Source organism: Agarivorans sp. QJM3NY_30 (genome assembly GCF_050870855.2).
GTDB lineage: Bacteria > Pseudomonadota > Gammaproteobacteria > Enterobacterales > Celerinatantimonadaceae > Agarivorans.
In genome coordinates, this window is the sequence record NZ_CP194038.2 from 3934528 (window position 1) to 3955025 (window position 20498).

Annotated in this window: 11 protein-coding genes; 5 read left to right on the plus strand and 6 right to left on the minus strand. The window is 42.5% G+C overall.

Annotated features, from left to right (window positions below):
- Positions 1–378 precede the first annotated feature (378 nt).
- Complete coding sequence (locus ACRRSX_RS17815; protein ID WP_432451874.1) at positions 379–1956, plus strand: peptidoglycan DD-metalloendopeptidase family protein; 1578 nt, start codon at positions 379–381, stop codon at positions 1954–1956.
- Between the two features lie 9 nt (positions 1957–1965).
- Positions 1966–3072: an anhydro-N-acetylmuramic acid kinase gene (locus ACRRSX_RS17820; RefSeq protein ID WP_432451873.1), complete on the plus strand. Its 1107-nt coding sequence runs from the start codon at positions 1966–1968 to the stop codon at positions 3070–3072.
- Positions 3073–3205: 133 nt separating this feature from the next.
- Here the strand turns inward: ACRRSX_RS17820 and ACRRSX_RS17825 are convergent, their stop codons facing one another.
- Positions 3206–4507, minus strand: coding sequence for a methyl-accepting chemotaxis protein (locus tag ACRRSX_RS17825; RefSeq protein WP_432451872.1), 1302 nt, complete (start codon positions 4505–4507; stop codon positions 3206–3208).
- Between the two features lie 305 nt (positions 4508–4812).
- On the opposite strand from ACRRSX_RS17825, the gene ACRRSX_RS17830 reads away from it, so the two are divergent.
- On the plus strand, positions 4813–7782 hold the full coding sequence (locus tag ACRRSX_RS17830) for a DUF3857 domain-containing transglutaminase family protein (protein ID WP_432451871.1): 2970 nt from the start codon (positions 4813–4815) through the stop codon (positions 7780–7782).
- 203 nt (positions 7783–7985) lie between these two features.
- On the opposite strand, the gene ACRRSX_RS17835 is transcribed toward ACRRSX_RS17830, so the two are convergent.
- Entirely contained in the window at positions 7986–9863 is a 1878-nt protein-coding gene (locus ACRRSX_RS17835; protein WP_432451870.1) for a methyl-accepting chemotaxis protein, read from the minus strand.
- Between the two features lie 1929 nt (positions 9864–11792).
- Between ACRRSX_RS17835 and ACRRSX_RS17840 the strand changes: the two genes are divergently transcribed.
- On the plus strand, positions 11793–12521 hold the full coding sequence (locus ACRRSX_RS17840) for an Npun_F0296 family exosortase-dependent surface protein (protein ID WP_432451869.1): 729 nt from the start codon (positions 11793–11795) through the stop codon (positions 12519–12521).
- Between the two features lie 169 nt (positions 12522–12690).
- Here the strand turns inward: ACRRSX_RS17840 and ACRRSX_RS17845 are convergent, their stop codons facing one another.
- Entirely contained in the window at positions 12691–14268 is a 1578-nt protein-coding gene (locus ACRRSX_RS17845; protein WP_432451868.1) for an alkaline phosphatase, read from the minus strand.
- Positions 14269–14783: 515 nt separating this feature from the next.
- Complete coding sequence (rsgA, locus tag ACRRSX_RS17850) at positions 14784–15824, minus strand: ribosome small subunit-dependent GTPase A (protein WP_432451867.1); 1041 nt, start codon at positions 15822–15824, stop codon at positions 14784–14786.
- Positions 15825–16454: 630 nt separating this feature from the next.
- On the opposite strand from rsgA, the gene ACRRSX_RS17855 reads away from it, so the two are divergent.
- The gene (locus ACRRSX_RS17855) at positions 16455–17603 is read left to right on the plus strand and encodes a N(5)-(carboxyethyl)ornithine synthase (RefSeq protein WP_432451866.1); all 1149 of its coding nucleotides are present in this window, start codon (positions 16455–16457) and stop codon (positions 17601–17603) included.
- On the opposite strand, the gene ACRRSX_RS17860 is transcribed toward ACRRSX_RS17855, so the two are convergent.
- Positions 17593–17772, minus strand: a complete 180-nt coding sequence (locus tag ACRRSX_RS17860) for a hypothetical protein (protein ID WP_432451865.1) — start codon at positions 17770–17772, stop codon at positions 17593–17595. The genes ACRRSX_RS17855 and ACRRSX_RS17860 overlap by 11 nt on opposite strands.
- A 248-nt stretch (positions 17773–18020) precedes the next feature.
- Complete coding sequence (locus ACRRSX_RS17865; protein ID WP_432451864.1) at positions 18021–19496, minus strand: pectate lyase family protein; 1476 nt, start codon at positions 19494–19496, stop codon at positions 18021–18023.
- Positions 19497–20498: the final 1002 nt, after the last annotated feature.

A 20498-nucleotide genomic window follows, 5' to 3' on the forward strand; every position in this document is an offset into this window, starting at 1 on the left:
GGGACGAGAGCATATACGAGTGAAGAAAAATCTTCAGATGAACTAATGAAAGTCTTGTGCCAGCTTTACCTGAACAATAAGTATAAACAAAACTTCAACACAGATAGCCTACAATAAGCATCCTGTTAGCGATTTATTTCACCAATAACTCAACTTTCCCTCAGTATACCAATCATTATCCTGAGCGCTTAACGACCACAACATTATGTTTATAAATCGAAGCGAAAACGCTTGCACCACCTTTTGTCAACTTGCGCCAAATTGGGTCTTAGCTTCAATTTATTATGGATAAATCGCCAGCAAACGCACTGAATCTGGCATTCTGACTGGCATCTAGCTACAATCGGCCTAATCTCTTGTTTGTATGTTGGAAGTAGATTGGCAAGCTTATTACCAAAACGTCATAGACGGCTCTTATTGATTGCGCTGATTGTAGTGCTGGCCGCACTGCTCTTTCCCAGCGACCCTCCCGTCTCAGCAGAACAATCACGCCAACCCATCGATTTATCTGCTCCGGTAGCTCAAATCAGTTTGCCTTCAAATGAGACCTCAGAGCCAGCCAGCAGTGATTTAAACAACTCACAAGATCTTCACGTGAAAGCCAATAGCAGTCAATCGACCACTAACCAAGCGCACTTACAACAAGCGAGCTCAGCGGCTCCACAGGCAAGCCCTTCGTTGCAGTCAAAACCAATCAGCGCCTTAACTCTCAATGCGACTGAAAACGCCTCAAAGGAAAGTCTAAAAGCAAGCGAAGTGCAACAACGGCTCAGCCAATTCGATACCAAACAGCCACTACAACGTGGTGTTCGTTACCGTTTAGACTTAGCAATCGAGAGCAGCCAACTCAAGCCCGAAGAAGAACATTTTTATACCCTAAAACGACAAACTGTAAAATCTGGCGATAGTATGGCGTTGTTATTCTCTCGTGTTGGACTCAGCGCAAAGAGCCTCTATCAAATCGATCAGTTAGGCGGCGAAGCACATCAACTGCGAACCCTGCATCCTGGCGATAAACTAGATTTTTACTTAGATGAAAATGACCAGTTAATAGAATTACGTTATCCACGCTCAAAATACCAAACCTTAATTATTGAGCGTGATGAACAGCAACAATTTCAGGCCAGAGTGGAAACAAAAGCGCTAGAAATTAGAACCAATTTTGCGCGAGGCAACATTACATCAAGTTTTTGGAATGCCGGGATTAGCGCACAACTCAGTCAGGGACAAATCATGGCTTTAGCGGCCATTTTTGGTTGGGACATCGATTTTGCTCTCGACATTCGCAGCAACGACAGCTTTATGGTGTTGTTTGAAGAATACTATGTTGACGGACAGTATGCTGGCAATGGCAATATTATTGCCGCTGAATTTATTAATCAGGGCGAAGTATTTAGAGCGGTTCGCAACGACGATGATGATAACTACTATTCACCAGAAGGGCGCCCCATGCGCAAGGCCTTCTTACGCGCGCCGGTCAATTTTAAATATATCAGCTCCAATTTCAATCCTCGCCGCTTACATCCGGTGACAGGAAAGGTTCGTCCACACAATGGGATCGATTATGCGGCGAAACCGGGTACGCCAGTTCAGGCTGCAGGCGATGGCCGGGTGATAAAATCAGGATACAATCAATACAATGGCAATTATGTGTTTATTCAACATAGCAGTGCCTATGTCACCAAATATTTGCACTTGAAAAAACGTTATGTAAAAACTGGACAACGAATTAAACAAGGGAAAATAATTGGTACGGTAGGCGCTACCGGTCGTGTTACCGGGCCACATTTACATTATGAGTTTTTGGTTCACGGTGTACATAAAAACCCTCGAACGGTGAAACTACCGACGTCTACGCCACTTAAGGGTGATAAGAAAAAACGCTTCTTGCCTACGGCTAAGTCACGGATTGCCCAACTCGATAATACCAAACGTGTATTATTGGCCATGAATTAAGCGATTCACATGAGCGAAATTTATCTTGGTTTAATGTCTGGCACCAGCATGGATGGGGTCGATGCGGTGTTGGTTGACTTCGCAAAACAGCCACCATGTTTATTAGCCCACTACCAGCAGGCCATTCCTAACACTTTATTGACCCAACTGCACCGCTTATGTAGTCCGGCAACGAATGAATTAACAGCAATGGCACAAGCCAGTGTGGTAATGGGGAAACTGTTTGCAAACGCCGCAAACCAAGTGGTAGCACAAGCTCGACTTGAGCCCACCCAAATAAAAGCAATTGGAAGCCATGGGCAAACCATTCGTCACTTTCCTGAACTCGGATTTAGCTTGCAAATCGGAAGCCCCAGTCACATTGCGGTCGCAACGGGTATTGATGTGATTGCCGACTTTCGCAATAAAGATATGGCTTTAGGGGGCCAAGGCGCTCCTCTGGTACCAGCGTTCCATCAAGCCATTTTTAGTGACCCCAGCGAGGCGCGATTTATTTTAAACATCGGTGGTATTGCGAATATCACTAGCCTGATCGCTAACCAAACGCTACTCGGTTACGACACGGGGCCCGGCAATACCTTACTTGACCAGCATTTTCAACGCCACCACCCAAAAGGCTTAGCCTATGACGACCATGGTCATTGGGGGCGTAGTGGCCAGCCAAATCCCGGATTATTGACCTGTTTGCTCAGTGATAACTATTTCTGCCTACCCGCCCCCAAAAGTACAGGGCGAGAGTACTTTCATTTAGCTTGGCTAGATACCCATCTCCAACAAGCCCGATTCGCTAAAATCAAACCTGCAGACGTGCAATGCACCTTGTACCACCTTACCGCTCAAAGCATTGCTCAGTCACTGAACAAGCATGATAAGGGTTGTGTTTATGTCTGTGGCGGCGGCGATAACAACCCATTTTTACTGGAATTACTAGCCAAGGCCCTTCCCAACTTACGACTCAGTCGAACCTCAGAACTGGGGATCCCAGAACAAGCGCTAGAAGCGATGGCATTTGCCTGGCTAGCTCGCTGCTTCATCGAACAACAAGCAGGCAATGCGAGTTCGGTCACCGGAGCAAGCAGAGCAGCAATTTTGGGGGCACTATATCCTGCAAAGTAAGAGACCAATCTTGCGAATTAAGAGCCGAAGTAAAGCGTCAAACGACAGCCTCGAGTAAAAAGTGCCAAACCAGATACTATAAACTTGCCTGAGGGCAACAACTGAATGGCGCGTCATCCCGCCAGTAAAACGACTAGCGAGTTTCGGAGAGTTGCGTCACCGTATTCGAAACATTCTCTGCTCCCTTATAAATTTCATCCATTACCGTTGAAACTTCAGAGATTTTATCCATACCTTCGGCTGAAATAGCCGCAACTTCCTCCATGGCTTTGGTGACACTACTGGTCAATTTCTGGTTTTCTGATACCACTTCGGCAATCTCAGAAGTAGATTGACTGGTTCTGGAAGCTAATGAGCGCACCTCATCCGCAACCACTGCAAATCCGCGCCCCTGTTCACCAGCTCTGGCCGCTTCAATCGCCGCATTCAGGGCCAGTAAGTTGGTTTGCTCGGCGATACTTTTAATCGTTGAAACAATCGCCTCAATACTCTGGGACTTAATATTCAATTCTTGTACTCGCCCAGAAGTTTGCTTGACTTGATCAGCAATACCGCCAGAAAGCCGAACCGAGTCTTGTAAAAGCTCAGAGCCTTGTTTGGCGATTTGTGCGGTTTCGATAGAAGTACTCAATGCAATTTCAGAGGCTTCTGCCACGGCTAAGTTTCTCGCGACTTGCGCAGAAATGTCGGTCGCAAATTTAATGACCCGAGTCACCTTGCCTTCACGGTTAATAATCGGATTATAAGTTGCCTCCAGCCAAACATCCTCGCCATAGCTGGTCTTTCGTAAAAACCGCCCAGACTTAAATTCTCCCTTGGCAAGATCGGCCCAAAAATTTGGGTTTTCCTGGTAAAAAAGCTCATCGCAGAACATCTTATGTTTCTGTCCTTTAATTTGCTCCTGACTGTATTTGACCGTGGCTAAAAAATTATCATTAGCACGCAATATATTTCCCTGAGGATCAAACTCAATGATCGCTAAAGACCGTTCCAAAGCCTGCATAATGTTGTTTTTACTCTCTAACTCTAAATACTCTCGCGTCACATCATTGGCGATTTTCATAACTTTGAAAATCGAGCCATTCTTTTTAACTGGAAAATAGCTTGCCTGAAGCCAAACGGTGTGACCATTTTTAGCCACTCGCTCAAAAGTCCCTTGATGCGCAACTCCCTTGCTCAGCTCGGGCCAAAAACTGCGATACTCATGACTAGCGACATATGCTGACTTACAAAACATCGAATGGTGTTGACCAACTATCTCATCAAGTTGATAGCCCATCGTCTTTAAGAATAAAGGATTGGCATCGAGTATCTTTCCATCTGTCGAAAATTCGATGGTGGCAACACTGGCTTTAATCGAAGACACTATCCCCTCTAGTTCGCTCATCATTTCAATATTTTTGGCTAATTCTGCTTTCAATTTGGTTGCGAACATAGGTTCCCCTTTACGATGGCAATAAGCTTTCTCAACATACTATTGCGGTATGAAATCAATGTGGTACCACTAGAATATAGAACGGTGTTCACCATAGAGCGAATTAAATATCTTGAACATAACACACATTTTTAAATACTGTTATATCGCACCACCTAATCACGTATATTCCGCTGTACTCGATCATAAGAGCCTGTTTCTTTTGATTTTATTGAGTCAACTATAAACTAATGGCATACTGACAAAATGTACAAAAATCTTAAACTCATGTAATTAGCTGTTTTAAAGGATTAAAGTCACAGCAAATGAAGATTGTTCAACATAAAATATCCCTTCAATTATTACTCTGCTTGCTGTTGATTTTCTGTGCGATGAGTGAGGCCGACGATCATATTCCCACCGCACCAAAACCAAACTGGGTGAGCGAGACCGCTCTCCCTGATCCCGAGCTTATTCAAAATAATCAAATTCAAAATGGTGTCTATTACTTATTAGCGGATACTCAGCTCAAGGTTGAAGAGCAACAATCACAGTTCTACTATCACTATGCTGATTACATCGTGAATCAAACAGGGGTCGAAAATAACTCCCAAATCAATATCGACTTTGACCCTAGCTACCAACAATTGCGCTTGCATTCGGTCCAAGTGATTAGAGACCTGCAGCCCATCAATAAACGCAACTCGGCACTTATCAAGCTGCTCCAACGTGAAGAAGAATTGGAAAAACTGGTCTATCAGGGGGAAATGACACTTAATATCATTCTCGATGATATTCGCGTCGGCGATATTATCGAATACAGTTACAGTATCCAGGGCATGAATCCAGCCTACCAAAATATTTTTGCCTATCAACGCTTACTCAATTGGTCGGTTCCTTTGGCTAAATTTTCGTTACGGATCCTATGGAACAAAGCCACACCACTTTACTACCAGTTACAAAATACTGAGCAAGAGGTCATCCAAAATCAAACAGTTCATGGGACAGAATACCTGATCCAAAAAAATTGGATTAAAGCGCTAAAAATTGAGGACAATACACCGATTGGCTTCGATCCCAGAGCAAAGGTCTATTTTAGTGAGCTTCAGTCTTGGGCGGAAGTCGCTCGTTGGAGTGAACCATTCTACCGAGATGCGATGATCGCCGACCAACACATCAAAAACTTAGTCAGCGATATTCAAACACAGCATCACGATCGAGAAGCACAAATTTCAGCCGCATTACGTTTCGTTCAAGATGAAATTCGCTACTTTGCCATCGAGCTCAACCAAAACTCACACATTCCCACCCCTGCTTTCGAAACGCTGCGTAATCGCTACGGCGACTGTAAAGACAAAACCGTATTATTACTCACACTCTTCAAAGAATTAGGATTTAAGGCTTATCCGGCGCTAGTAAATACCGAAGACAAATTGGATAGCATCTTGCCAAACGTTCAGGCCTTTGATCATGTGATTACCTATCTTGAATATAAAGGACGGCGTTATTGGCTCGATCCCACCCGTAATTTTCAACATGGTCACATCGATAATATTTACCAAGCCGATTTTGGCGAGGCCTTGGTGCTATTAAAAGACCACCAGCAATTAACGCAGATGCAAGTCTCTGAGGCCAAGCATGGCATTTTGGTTCACGACCACTTTATCCTTGCCGATGAAGGCCCAAGCCAGTTCTTATCAACAACCCAAGATATCGGTAAAGATGCCGAAAGACAGCGCCAGCGTTTAGCCGAAAATAGTCTCGAGCAAATCCAGCAAGATTATTTAAAGTTTTTTCAGGGGTATTACCCAAAAACATCAGTATCACAAGCCATTCGATATACGGATGACACCGAACTGAATATATTGCGCAGCGACGAGCAATACCAAATTGAAAACTTTTGGCAAAACGACTCCGAACAACAGCGCACTCAAGCCGATTTTTATGCGAATTTAGTGAGTTCCTCGCTTCAGGTTCCCGATGATTTAAGCCGGATTGACCCGCTTTATCTCAGTTATCCGCATCGCGTAGAACAAACCATTGATATCGATTTAACAGACGGCGACTGGAATTTTGATAATGAGAGCTTTGTTGAAGACAATCCATTTTTTCACTTCAGTCATCAGGTTAAATTCGATAAAGCGAAACAACAGCTAAGTTTAATCTATCAATATCAAAGTAAACTGGATCATATATCACCAGAAGATTACTCAGCTTATCGTAAGGCTATCCAAAAAACCCAAGACCACCTCAGCTATAGCATCATTCAAAGTCATTCATCAGCAGCTGATGGTAATCCGACGCTCGCTTGGCTGATGCAGTATCTAACAGCTACCACCGTACTTATGGTATATGGTGCGCTCTATTTACTGGTGATGTTATTATGGCTCATGGATCGTAAGCACACTGCCGACCAGACTGAAGCGCTGTTCTTTCCAGTCTCGATAGTAAAGCTAGCCCTGATGTGGGTACTGAGCTTTGGCTTATACGCCGTATATTGGTTTTATCAGAACTTTCAATATATAAAACAGCAAGAACAAAACGCTTCAATGCCTTGGGCCAGAGCCTGTTTCAGTATTTTTTGGTATTATCCACTATGGCGTAAACTCAAAACTGATAATGAGCAACGTTTTACTCAAAGCCACTTACCCAACAAATGGCTTGCAATATTGCTTGCTTTGATTTATTCAGCAAGTGGATTCATCATTAATACAGACTATTGGCAACTCCTTTCATTATTACTTAGTGTTGCCCTCGTGATTCCTTTAGCAAACTATATTTTATTTATTAATGGCCCAGATTCAGCAGCCATGTTGAGAAACTCAAAGTGGCGTTTCCGCCACTATTTATTGACGATATTAACGGCCCCATTATTTATGTTTCAAGTAAGTTCATCATTTGGAGTCATTCCAAGTGATACCGTTGTGAAAGGTACATGGCTGCTAGACCACGATATAAAAACCATGCAGCGTCAGGGCATTATTAAACCCGGAGATCAAATAGATTACTTTTATAGTGATGCTTTATTCTTTGTGGGAAATGATGGAAATGGCTTCACCCAGCGCCATGTGTTCTCCTATTGGAAGGACGATGAGCAACGAATAAACAAACAGCTAGCATCCTATAGCGAGATCCGACAGATTAAAGTTGATTGGGCAAAAACCGTCAACAAAAACTCGACCGTGACGGTCATTCGAAAAGACGGTAGCGAGTTTATACTTTACGTTTCCAATGTTGACCATAAGGATCAACAGTTTGTTACAGCACTAAAAAAACACTGGCAAGCCAGTCCTTAAATCAATGCTTCGCATAAGGATAGATACCCTTGAGTGCGACTTGAAGTATCCGCCATAAGGCTATCAACGCCAATCAAGCTATTCGAGCCCACCACGACTCAGCAAGACATGAGCCTTTCTCGATGATGGGCCTAGTGCTCGGCCCTTGGCTTTGCCGTCTCAAGCGACCAAGCCAAGTTTTGAACACAAGCGAACTTGATTTACTAATGAAAGAAAGACAACTCTTTTTTCTGCGATTCAGCCAGCTGCGCTAACTCTTCCGATGCTTGTAAAGTCTGACTCACCGCTGCAACATTTTGATTCACGGAGTCAAAAGCTTGTGTCGTAATCTTCGAAATGTCTTCCGTCACCATGAATTGCTGCTGTGAAGATTCGGCCACCAAGCTATTGATGTCCAAAATAGATGTGACCGCTGTCGAAATATCTTCAAAAGATGCTTTGATCTGGTCGGCCAAAGTTACTGAGCCTTCAATCAACTCTACATTCCCAATCATATGCTGATTTGCTTTATCCGATTGAGATTGCAGTTTTTCGATAATCTCTTGAATTTTGACTGTCGATGATTGAGTTTTCGATGCCAAGTTTCTCACTTCATCGGCAACCACCGCAAAACCACGTCCTTGTTCACCAGCGCGAGCAGCTTCAATCGCGGCATTGAGCGCCAGAAGGTTAGTTTGCTCCGAAATACTGGTAATCACTTCAGTGACCGAGCCAATTTCAATAGCAAACTGCCTGAGTTCTTCCACAATAGTGGCAGCCTCTGTTACCGAGTGATGAATTTGATCCGTAAGACGAATATTTTCTTCTAAAACCAACTGCCCACTGGACACATTCGCTTGAGCTTTTTCGGCATCTTGTTCCGCTAAACCCGCCTTACTGCTCACTTCTTGAGAGGTTGATGACAACTCATTAATCGCAGTTGAGATTTGTTCGACTTGTATCAACTCTTGATTGGCATTGTTCTGAGTCTCATTCATAACCACATTCAACTCTTGAGATGCCGAAGAAACACTTTCAGAAATGCTTCGAGAGTTATTAACCAACTCATTCAGTTGTCTGGATAAATTCACCAATGAAAGATAGATCCCTGTCTCTTGACCCGTCACCTTTAGATTTTGACTTAAATGTCCCTTCGACATACTTTCCATTAAAGCTGCAATGTCATCGGGAGCGCCGCCAACCGGCTTAATCACCAGCTTATTCAAGGCCACTAATAAAACTAAAATAGCAATAATCAGACAAAACAAACCGATAACAATAGATGTCCATAACTGCTCATCTGCACTCTCATGAATTTGATCATTACGAATGTAAGTAATAAAGTTCATATTCGCCTGTTCAAGTTTTCCCCAAAAAGCAGTGAAGGCGACCATTTCGCCATTCACTTCGCTTTCGTAAGATAACTTCGGTGACTCTGGGCTAAACTGTTTATATAGAGGGCGCTTGGTAAAGATATTTTTGCCGACAAAATCTGGATAGGCGGATAGCAAAATAGTGCCATCGGCGGTGTATAAAACCATATCTTTACGGTTCGCAATATCTTCAAGTATTGAAGCCAAATATACATTCGCCACCACGGCTGCTGAATCGCTGAGCTTATAAGCAATCGCGACAACCGTATTACCACTTTCTTTCGACTCAAAAGGAGGCGAGACAAAAAAGCTTTCTCCTTGTTTGAACAAGGCCGTGTAAAATGCACGGTTCAAATCCTTCACATTAAAACTAAGCTTTTTACCAGTTTCAAAATACACTTCACCATCTCTGTTAAATACCGCAACACCATCGCCTATCTTGCCCATCGAACGACGTAATGCCTTCAGCTCAGTGACCAATTTTTCAGATAGGCCTGCGTCGGAAAAATCCTTAGGAGCAACTTGAATCGAAGATAACATCTGCTTATAAGCTTTGAGTTTTTCATTCAATTTAGTCTCAACAGTGATCGTTCTTTCACGAAGTAATTCTTCATGTAAATAAATACTTTCTGTTCTGAAAGAATTAAAACTTAGACTCGATAGCAGCACTACGATGATGAGGATAATGGCACTGAGCGTGCCAACAATTTGAAGTTTAAATTTGTTCATATAAGCTCTCTATGTATCACTTCACAAATCAGAAAACAGTCAATATCTCGACCTAACTTGGCCGGGATGAATATATGACTTAGATGGGAGATAGAAATAAAAGATTAATTATTGTAGCACTTCTGCTTACCCTCTCGTTTATCGTTTATATATATATTAGATGATTTTTAAGGGCTTAGAAGCAAAACCTTTAATAAATTTCTCTCAATGAAGGCAGAGGGAAGTCATTTACTTTTCCGGTGTGATTTTTTTGTGAATAAGCAAAATACCTAGAATAAGACAAATGCCATATATTAGACCGCTAGAATATATATTCTAGATTAAAACACTATTCCATATGGCAGCTGCAGAGGATTTAAACTTTGCATAGAGTTGACTACAGTGTTCAATTCCAGAAAGAACAATATTTTACAATACAAAATCGCATTCAATAGACCAGTGCCGTTATTTGAGTCCGATATATTCTCGACTCATTTAAAAATAGCATTTAGTAAATACCGCTCCACCAATTGATAAAAACTAATTGAAGGGAGCTGTCTCGAATAACTGACACCTATCGATGTGAAACCGCTACTAGCCATTTAGAGCTATTTTTATGCGCACCTGAATGCCAGCATATACAAATAATTTTAGCGCATCGCAACGAATACCAAGCCTAATGCAGCGATGGTTCGATTCGAATAAGTCCCCACAGGCGCATCATCGATGCGAATAAACCACCCTCAGATTTACTCGAAGGGTTACTGAGAGTTCTCTGTTCACGCAGCGACAAGAAAACGCTTGGGAATAAGTATTGGTATCTGGCTTCTGCTAAGAATATAAGCCTAGCGGAAAACACTCTTCGACAAGGTATAGCTGTCGATCTGGTTTAAGCATCAGAGCGAGATAAATCTTAGCGCTTGATTGGAGCTTGACGGCCATCTAAGCATTGGCCAGTTGCTTTTTTATATCACCGACATAATGCGTGAGGAATCAAAAGCATTAATCGCTAGCTTTGCTGCTTCATCTAAAATAGCCTGCAACACTCACCTCTTGTTGACCATTGCTCCCCCAGTTGAACTGAACTAAGTGGTCGATTGCCAGACCAGCCTTGAGAGTTGTTTACAATGATTATCCCGATCACAAACAACCCGATACTGCATTCTCGGAGGGAACAGGGTCGTGCGCGGCAAATAGCAGTGCTTACTTATGCCTTCAAGCGGATGAACGATGGCATAAGGTAGATGTCACAGTGTACACTGATGACTTAAGCTAGTTAACTGACTCATCTAAGCCCCATACGTTATTTTTAAACATGTAATTAAATTTTTATAGGCACAACCTGCGGATGTATTTAAATCTAATTGGCTGGTATTTTTAAAGCTTTGCTTAGCGATAATAATATAAAAACAATTCTATATACAAAAGTAGATTTCCGCAACACAAATCAGGCAAAAACCCATTAAAAATAGACACTTATATAATGCCGTTTTCTAAAGTAGAACTGCATGTATTAGTTGTGGTTCATATATATAACCAAACAACTAATACAATATTATCCTTGTACAAGCCAATTTAAACTCACAAATCATCAGGAACAATAATTATTCTATGATTCCTTCCTGTCATAAAGCTAACAAATACAAATCATCAATTAAATAAACGATTCAGTGACCAAGAGAGCACCGTCAAGTCAATAACGAGTCCCTCTCCCACAAACTGTACTTCCCCCTTGAACTATCAAAAGAATAATCGAATTTGCAAAAAGCGAATACCTAGTTTGCATTTCGAGAAATGTATTCTATTTCAATAAGAACTAAGCGATAAGTAATTGAAAAATAAAAATATAATAAAACTGGCATGAAACTGGATTACTCGGTAATCAACAGCACCTAAAACCACCAACGCTAGCGCGATCCAGTCAAGGTATCAAATTTTCACAAAATACTCATGCAATTCACACTCTGTTCAAGCATTCTAACAACAGTATTCACTTCATTAGCCAGCCAGGCAGGCGTTATCTACAGTATCGAAAAACCAGGCATTCAAAGCTCTCAAGTGAGCGGATTAACCCTCACCGAAGATTTTGACCTACTATCGAACAACAGCCTAGCCAAGGGTTACCAAGCCGATTTTGGCTATTACTCGGTAAATAAAGGCACCGCGAAGATCCACAAATTTGGGGTTTATGGGGGGGCATTTGGCGAAGGGAAATACCTATTTATTCCGAATAACAGCGCTGTAAAATTAAGTTTTGACCAAGCCGTCGGGTATTTTGGTTTTTGGTGGAGCGCAGGTGATAGTGGTAATCAATTGCGTATTACCACCAAGTCTGAAAACTTAATGTTTGCCACTCACCAAATTTTAGATGCAGCCGTATTGGAACCCGAGCACTACGGCAGCCCAACGAGAGTGAGCGGAAATAAACGCGAGCCTTATGGCTATGTCAATTTATTTGCAGAAACAGAGGCTGATAAAATAGTCTCAATCGAGTTCTTTGGCCGAAACTTCGAAACCGATAATCACACAACCAGCATCCAGCGCGAGCGCATTACTGGTTTAACATTAGCGGCGGTCAGCGTACCTGAGCCCAAAAGCAGCTGGTTAATCGGCTTGGGGTTGTTACTATTGATGATTCGTCAGACTAGGTGCAGGCAGCGAACTGAACACGCTCGATAGAGCCTTTGGGCTCTGATACCTAAAGGATAATCCGAACAGTGCTGGCGGTTCGGTCACTGCGCATTCTCCATAAACTAATTCTTATTTATAAATGTAAAAACGGTGCTAAACCTTTGCTTAGCACCGTTTGACAAGAACATCGTGTAAATATTAGCGTGAAAACCGCCGACTATTTCACCATATCTTTAATATATTGACCCAATTCAGAGTGGTGCATAATTCGAGAAACCGGAATGATTTCTTTTAACGGTCCCCACGCAAAAACATTGACCGGAGTATGAGTATGCGTGCCCGTACCCCAAACCGTATTTTGGCCCGTCGCATGTTGGCGCGCTAATACGTTACCGCGGTCGTTATAAGGGAAGAACGCGTCGAAGTCATTAATAGCAGGCACATCATTCGCAGATAAGTAGCTATGCATTTTTTTATAGTATGGATTTGGCTTGGTTGCCATCACATGAGCTGCTTGCTCAGAGGTAATCGAAAAATCACTATTTGCGTTCACAATTTCAGCTAAATGATCTGGAGTTTGTTGCGCTTTATCCAATTTGTCGAACTGAGCAAGCATATCTGCATAACTCATTTTCTGATTATACAAACCGTCTAAAATATCAAACTTACCAAAGTTGAAGTTAGGCGCATAATCGCGTTTTTGAAATGCTTCGCCAGTACGTTTTTCTGGTTTTGGTAAGTCATTTGAAGAATAGCTGAAACCGAACGAACCTGTTTCGTGGTCTGCGGTCACAATGATCAAGGTATCTTCACGACCTTTCGCCCACTCATAAACTGAATTGACCGCTTCATCGAATTTGATCATTTCATGTAACATCGTGCCAGCATCGTTACTATGTCCAGCCCAATCAATTTGCCCCCCTTCCACCATAAGGAAAAAGCCGTCCTGATCTTTAGCCAATACCTCCAGAGCTTTGTCTGTCATCTCTTTCAATGTTGGTTGAGTGCGTTTCGGATCATTTTTAGTATGGCTATAAGCAATGCCGTCATTCATCCCCGAATAAGAAAACAAACCTAATAATTTGTCACCTGACGCATTTGCCAACATATTTTTATTAAATGCCAAACTGTAGCCTTGGGTTTGCGCTTCATTCAGCAAATTGCGCTCATCCTTACGCTTAGACTTAAGCTTCACATCGCCCTGAGTCAATAACTCAAGCGCCTTATAAGTCTCCCCTTTATCATTGGTAGATTTAGGGATCCAATGACGAATACCACCAGACAGCATCACATCGGCACCAGTTGCCAACATATCAGACGCAATCTCATTTTCTAAAGAACGATGCGGTTCATGGGCAGCAAAGGCTGCAGGAGTCGCGTGGGTGAGACGGGTGTCAGAAACCAGTCCGGTGGCTTTGCCCATCCGTTTGGCTTTTTCCAGCACCGTTTCTACATGATCGCCATTTGAGTTAATTCCGATCACCTCAGAGGCGGTATATACCCCGGTCGCTAACATCGTTGCAGAACATGCAGAGTCAACAACGATGGCCTCCTCTGGATTAGTTAACGAAGAACCGATCACGCCTTCCTGGGCCAGCTTATACAATGCAGTGGTTTCACCGCGATAGATAGAATGCGGTGCATTGTTCGCGTATAGCTCTAATAACCCGACTTGCTGCGGGCCCATGCCATCACCAATCATTAAAATGACGTTCTTAATTTCTGCCGATAAAACAGAAAAAGAAAACATCGAGGTGGCTGCGGCGAAAACGAGGGGTTTAACGATCTGCTTCATTTCATGTTCCTTATGTATAAATGCGGCGGTAGTTAAACAAGGTTGTTTGACAGTTTTATGACAAAAGGTGATTTGTTTGACGACTCAAACATAATAATCACGCTAAATACGCCCCCTTAATCTCGTATAACGTTGCCGCAGAGCAATCAAGCGCCTTTGCCAAAAATGAAATGAACCACTGGTTAATGAAAAAAGCACATCTTAACTCTCAAGCCGCAGGCGGATTGAATAACCAGAAAAATCACTTAGCCAAGCGCAATGATGAACATCATTTAAGCAAACAAATGCTAACTAAAAGTCGACCATGATTAGGCAATATCTCGCTTAGTTGATATAAATCGAAGGCAATATTCGATCTCGCAATCGACCATTTAGCTTCGAGAAATGTGATGCCCTTGTACTGCTCCAGCTCGCCAAAAATAAAAAACTCATAGCGTCATACGCTATGAGTTTGGTTTTCTTAATCGACCTTAATCGACCTTAACCAACATATCGAAAAATAAAGTCACCACAAATCAGTACTGTGACTTACGCTTTCGCGAACCAGCCAAAGTCGATTTTACCATTCGACCAAAATCTCGGTCATTGGCACGACGCTGGGCGATACTGGCAGCATTAAACTGTTGTTCTCGCATCAGTTTTCGATAGTTACTTAAACGACGCTCAGAAAACTGGCCTTGTTCTATCGCCAAACGTACTTTACAACCAGGCTCACGCTCGTGCTGACAATCTGCAAATTTACATTGGGCGGCCAATTCAACGATATCATTAAAGGTAGCCTTTACGCCCTCTTCGCAATCACTCAACTGCAGTTCACGCATGCCAGGCGTGTCGAGTAATAGGCCGCCTCGCCGCATGATATGCATCGATCGCGCAGTGGTGGTATGCCGCCCCTTACTATCGTTTTCTCGAATGCTAGCCGTAAGACTCGTAGGTTCGCCTAACAAAGTATTAATTAAGGTCGACTTACCCACACCAGACGAGCCCATAAAAGCCACTGTTTGCCCTTCGCCACAGTAACTTTCTAGCTGGCTAACTTGCTGTGCATCCAAGGCATTCACCGCCTCTACAAGCAACATTGGATCCAGTTGTTGCACTTGTTCAATGTAGGATTCCGCTGACTCACATTGATCCACTTTAGTCAGCACCACAACTGGGGCAACCTTTACTTCATGAGCTAAGGCCAAATAGCGCTCAATACGACTGAGCTTAAAATCATAGTTCACTGAGCACACCAAAAACAATGTATCTACGTTCGCCGCAATCAGCTGTAACTCGGCGCGCGAACCGACCGCTTTACGACGAAACAGAGTCGTAGGTTCAAGTTGCCGAACAAACTGGCGTTGCTCGAGTAACAGCCAGTCTCCGACCGCCATTTTTGGCATATTCGGGGTAATCGCCAGCCTTTCCAGCCCCTGTTCAGAAGCAAGTAAATATTCGCTTCGATGTTGTTCAAATATTCGAGCAGGCCGAAATAAGCTGAGCTCGTCGAAATGAAGTTGTTGTTGAAAAAAAGGTTTCCATCCTAGTTGAGATAGAGAAAAAGAAGTGCCCATTGAGCTTACTCCAAACACATAATTTGTGAAATTTTAAGACGTAGTGAAACGCCCCGGAGATACGGGCTTTGACAAGAAATGACTTAAGCTAAATCCTGAGCCCGTTGAGTTTTAATTACAATCATCAGATGTCCTTTATGTGTGTTCAAATTGTCGCCAATCATAACAAAATACCAGTAAATTTACTCTAACAATGATGTTCATCACTCAATTCAAACATACTGCGTGTAACAAGCACCGCTGACTCTTGGGGCGGCAGATCCCTTAGGGCAGGTAAGCTGAATACTCACTTTTGTTCAACATTTAATTCGCAGTTAAAAATATTAAATAGTGCAAAATAGAGATATTTTAAGTAAAAAATATTGCGCTGAAGACTCGCCTGCAAGGCGCATGACGGTTCAGTTATTCGCCAAGTTGGGTTCTTGTTCGCCAGTGGATCTGGCCAATGCTCCGAAAACTTGCGCTTAATTGTGTTAGACTACGCTCCACGGTATCAAATGACTCGCATCCCCTCTCGCATCAACGAGCTCTCATTTTCAAGCCTCCTCGATTACCAATATAGCTCCACTAAGCTTGTGACGTTTATTGTTAGCATCCTGCTGACGCGCTCGCTCAAGCAAAGGAAATATTATGAAAACATCTTCAATAGGCGTAATAGGCACCTCTAAAAAGCAAGACGAACGACGCGTTCCAATCCACCCTGAGCATTTATCTCGACTCCCAGAAGCACTGCGTAAACAGCTAACCTTTGAAACTGGCTACGGAGAACGTTTTGGAATGTCCGATGCAGAACTTACCACGCAAGTAGCAGGGCTTGCCTCACGAGATGAGATACTCGAGACCATGGATACCACCATTATTGCAAAACCCACGCTTGCCGACTTTGAACAACTTCGAGAAGGCGGCACTCTTTGGGGTTACCCGCATTGCACTCAGCAACGAGCTATCACTCAAACCGCAATTAACCGCAAGCAAACCTTGATAGCCTTCGAAGATATGTACGTATGGGGCCCTCAAGGACAAGTCGGACGACATACTTTTTATAAGAATAACGAAATGGCGGGCTACTGCGCGGTGATTCATGCGCTGCAACTGAAAGGCATTGACGGACACTATGGTAATCAACGCAAAGTGATTATCTTCAGCTTTGGTGCGGTAAGTCGTGGTGCCATTTATGCACTTAAAGCACATGGCTTCAGAGATATTACCATTTGTATTCAACGTCCTGATCATGAAGTGCGCGAAGAAGTGCTTGATTGCCATTATGTTACTTTTAGAGAAGGAGCTGAGGGCGAAGCTCGAATGGTTATCATCGAGCACGATGGATCGGAAAGACCACTAGCAGAGCTGATTAGTGAATCAAGCATTATTATTAATGGCACTTATCAAGATACCCATCATCCAGTGCATTTTGTCACCGAGGCAGAAAAATCCTGCTTAAAAGACGGTAGCTTAATCATTGATGTGAGTTGTGACGATGGCATGGGATTTTATTTTGCTAAACCCACAACCTTTCAAGATCCCATATTTAGCGTTGAAAATGTTGATTATTACGCTGTAGACCATACGCCAAGCTATTTGTGGGAAAGCGCCTCTCGGTCTATTTCTGCCGCGCTTATCGTTCATCTCCCTGCGATCGCAGCGGGGCGCGCCAGTTGGCAAAACAGTGACACCATTCGCCGAGCAATCAATATTGATCGCGGAGTGATCCAAAAGGAAGAAATTTTAGCCTTTCAGCATCGCCAGCCAAGCTATCCACACGTCGCCATTACCGAGTGAAATCAAATTCAACAAGCACCAGCGAGAGTCCCCCTGAAAATGCAATACGCGGTGAACTCAAAGCCAGTAATAGCGCAATGGAGGAGCCCTTAGAAATAACAAAACCAAATGGTAAACTGGTCCTGTTATCTGGTCGGTAAGTTTCAAATAGCTTTATGCTGCGTTCCATGGTCTCGCCTTAAGATGAAGGCCTGTAAGCATGCACCTTGTTTAAAGCCATTTGAATTGATACTGCTCGCTCTGATATAGATGCGTAATCAAATAGAGGATGTCGATTAGCTTTATTCACAAAAGCGTTGTTTATAACTCTCATCCAACGCGCTAAACATGAATGAAAATCGCGAGCTTAAAATTAGATATAAAAAAAGCCGATGCGTTAGCATCGGCTTTTCATATTAAAGGTTTGCTCTGAAGCGATTAAAGCTTACCAGAACCTGCGTTTGCTTTCACATACTCAACCACTTCACTTGCTGGCATCGCTGGCGCGTCACCATAAAGAGTTGGTTTCCAACCGACATCTTTAGACAATTGTTTCTTCTTGCTGCTCACTTTATTTGCCTCAGCAATCACATCAATCATCTTGCCATTGAACATAGAGCCAGTATCGAATGCTACTTTGCCTTTCATGTTGCCAATTGCATTAGCGGCTGTACCGTTTGCGATTTCAAATACGTTGGCTTCTGAGTAGATAGCAGACTCTTTACCGGCACCCAAAGCTTGACGCAAAATGTTATGGTGCGGTTTGTTTTTCAAAGAACTTACGTGTCTTGCATAACGTGTATCACCAACACCATCACCAGATGCATCACCTACAAAGTAGTTATTGTATGAGTGAATTTTACCATAACGAACACGTGGCATACGTTGGCCAACATTATTGAAATAGTTGCTGTGTAACGTCACACGTAAGTGACCCGTATCAGCTTTTTTCTTATCACTATTACCAATCAAAAACGCTTTATCATGATCATGGAAGTAGCTATTTGAAATAGTTACAAAATCAGCTTGGTTAGTAATATCGATCAAACCATCATGGTGTTGAACTTTTTGGGTAATCTCATTCTGAGGGAATGGGTAAACCGGTGGGAACATTGAATCCGCACGGTCACCATCAGAGAAGGTACAGTGATCAACCCAAACGCGTTTACCGCCAGCGATAGAGATTAAATCATACTCTGAGTTCCAACGGCCACCTGAACACATTTGTGGGCCGGTTTTCACATCAACGTATTCTGCCTGACAGCCAGGGTAGCTTGAGTCAAGTTTAAAGCTATCGCCTGGATCCCAATCTGGGAAGTAGTCGAAGGCATCTTCAAAGGCTATGTTGCGAATGATGATGTTTTCAGAGCCTTTGCCAATATGTAGCATGCCTTTAACGATTTTGGCATCAGTGCCTAAACCAATAATGCTGGTATTCGATGGGATGTCGATAACGATTTGTTTTTTCTGATTTTTTTGCGAGGCAACACGCGCTTCTTCAAGAGGGCCGGTCAATTTTCTATTTGGACGCTTCTTGATCAGTGGCTTCACGTTCCAAACTGCTGGCGCGTAAGCATTTTTATAATCTTCAAAATTGTAAGGTGCAACTCGGTAATCTTCTTCAGTCAATTCCCGACCTTGATCATCAGATGACAAGTTGATGGTACCTTTGATTTTGAGGATTTTTGCATTGTCGCCAGCAGCTAACAACGCATCGACTAACGCTTTTCGACTGCTCACCGTATAAACATGTGCATCAGTCGCTTTCGCTCCACCTGTAACAGGACCTTCAGCAGCAGCCCAACCGTCATTGGCAGGCATAACCACTCTTGCCATATCCATAGTGGCTGCACTTGAATATCCAGTCATTAAACTGGCCGCCAAACATGACGCAGCTAGAATCGTTCTATTCATTTTATTCTCCGAATAATGTTGAAAATAAACATTTTCGGTTTCCTAACCGATGCCTATTTTCAAATAGAATTTTGATTTTTAGATATATAAAAAACATAAAAAGTTTGTTTCCCCCCTCATATACTCGTTTCATTTTTTTTGAAAAAAATAATTTGGGAACCCTCTATATCTACAAACAAACTAACAAGAAAAACAAAATAAAAATACTGTTTTATTTTTTTAAAATCTCGATTTTAGATTTAGCGCACAAAATATATTAGTTATCGACAATTTGCTTCTTGTAAGGTTCGAGACGCCTTTAATCCAGAATGAAAAGAAAGCCAGATTTGTATTCAAAATTTGTGATCTAGATTCTAAATTTTAACTATCCCCCCCCCCCCGTTAATACGCAGTAGTTAAAAGTATCAATAAACACTCACGACCAATGCGGTTTGCTAATTGTTAGCCTTCTATGGTCTACAAAAATAACCTTATTTGAGTCGATAGTAGGCGCGAGTAAGTCGATGTATAGAGCGATGGGCAAGTCGATAGAATTGATTTGAGACAGAGAGCGACTCGCTTAGCGATCACTCATCTCACACCGAGTAACATCCCCGCAGGAATTAAAAATAACTCGCGCTGAGCGGATGGCTGCGCTAATGGTACCAACTTAACTCATCGCCACCTCCCTAGACCACAGCCAAGCATGACGAGACACATATCAGTGAAGTGTTTCAAATAAAATAAACAATAACATGGTTGAACTTGGCATCACGCCAAATCTGAAATCAACTAATGACAACATTAATTATTAAATGATGTCAAAATATTTGCATTTCATTGGGATTTTTTTATAGCGTACAAATAAAGATGCTTAGGTATTTATAATAATTCTGTGATCTGAATAACACTAGCATTAATTAGAGCCAACTATTTTCACGAACCTTATAATGTGTCACATGCGTATCTGGCTTTAATTCATATTGTTCATCTTCTGGGTAAATTTTTTCAACATCTATATCT

Excerpts from the sequence above, each read along its gene's own strand:
- ACRRSX_RS17825 (WP_432451872.1), bottom strand. The coding sequence starts at position 4,507 with ATGTTCGCAACCAAATTGAAAGCAGAATTAGCCAAAAATATTGAAATG.
- ACRRSX_RS17845 (WP_432451868.1), bottom strand. The coding sequence starts at position 14,268 with ATGAAGCAGATCGTTAAACCCCTCGTTTTCGCCGCAGCCACCTCGATG.
- ACRRSX_RS17860 (WP_432451865.1), bottom strand. The coding sequence starts at position 17,772 with ATGGAACGCAGCATAAAGCTATTTGAAACTTACCGACCAGATAACAGG.
- ACRRSX_RS17865 (WP_432451864.1), bottom strand. The coding sequence starts at position 19,496 with ATGAATAGAACGATTCTAGCTGCGTCATGTTTGGCGGCCAGTTTAATG.
- ACRRSX_RS17820 (WP_432451873.1), top strand. The coding sequence starts at position 1,966 with ATGAGCGAAATTTATCTTGGTTTAATGTCTGGCACCAGCATGGATGGG.
- rsgA (WP_432451867.1), bottom strand. The coding sequence starts at position 15,824 with ATGGGCACTTCTTTTTCTCTATCTCAACTAGGATGGAAACCTTTTTTT.
- ACRRSX_RS17835 (WP_432451870.1), bottom strand. The coding sequence starts at position 9,863 with ATGAACAAATTTAAACTTCAAATTGTTGGCACGCTCAGTGCCATTATC.
- ACRRSX_RS17840 (WP_432451869.1), top strand. The coding sequence starts at position 11,793 with ATGCAATTCACACTCTGTTCAAGCATTCTAACAACAGTATTCACTTCA.
- ACRRSX_RS17830 (WP_432451871.1), top strand. The coding sequence starts at position 4,813 with ATGAAGATTGTTCAACATAAAATATCCCTTCAATTATTACTCTGCTTG.
- ACRRSX_RS17855 (WP_432451866.1), top strand. The coding sequence starts at position 16,455 with ATGAAAACATCTTCAATAGGCGTAATAGGCACCTCTAAAAAGCAAGAC.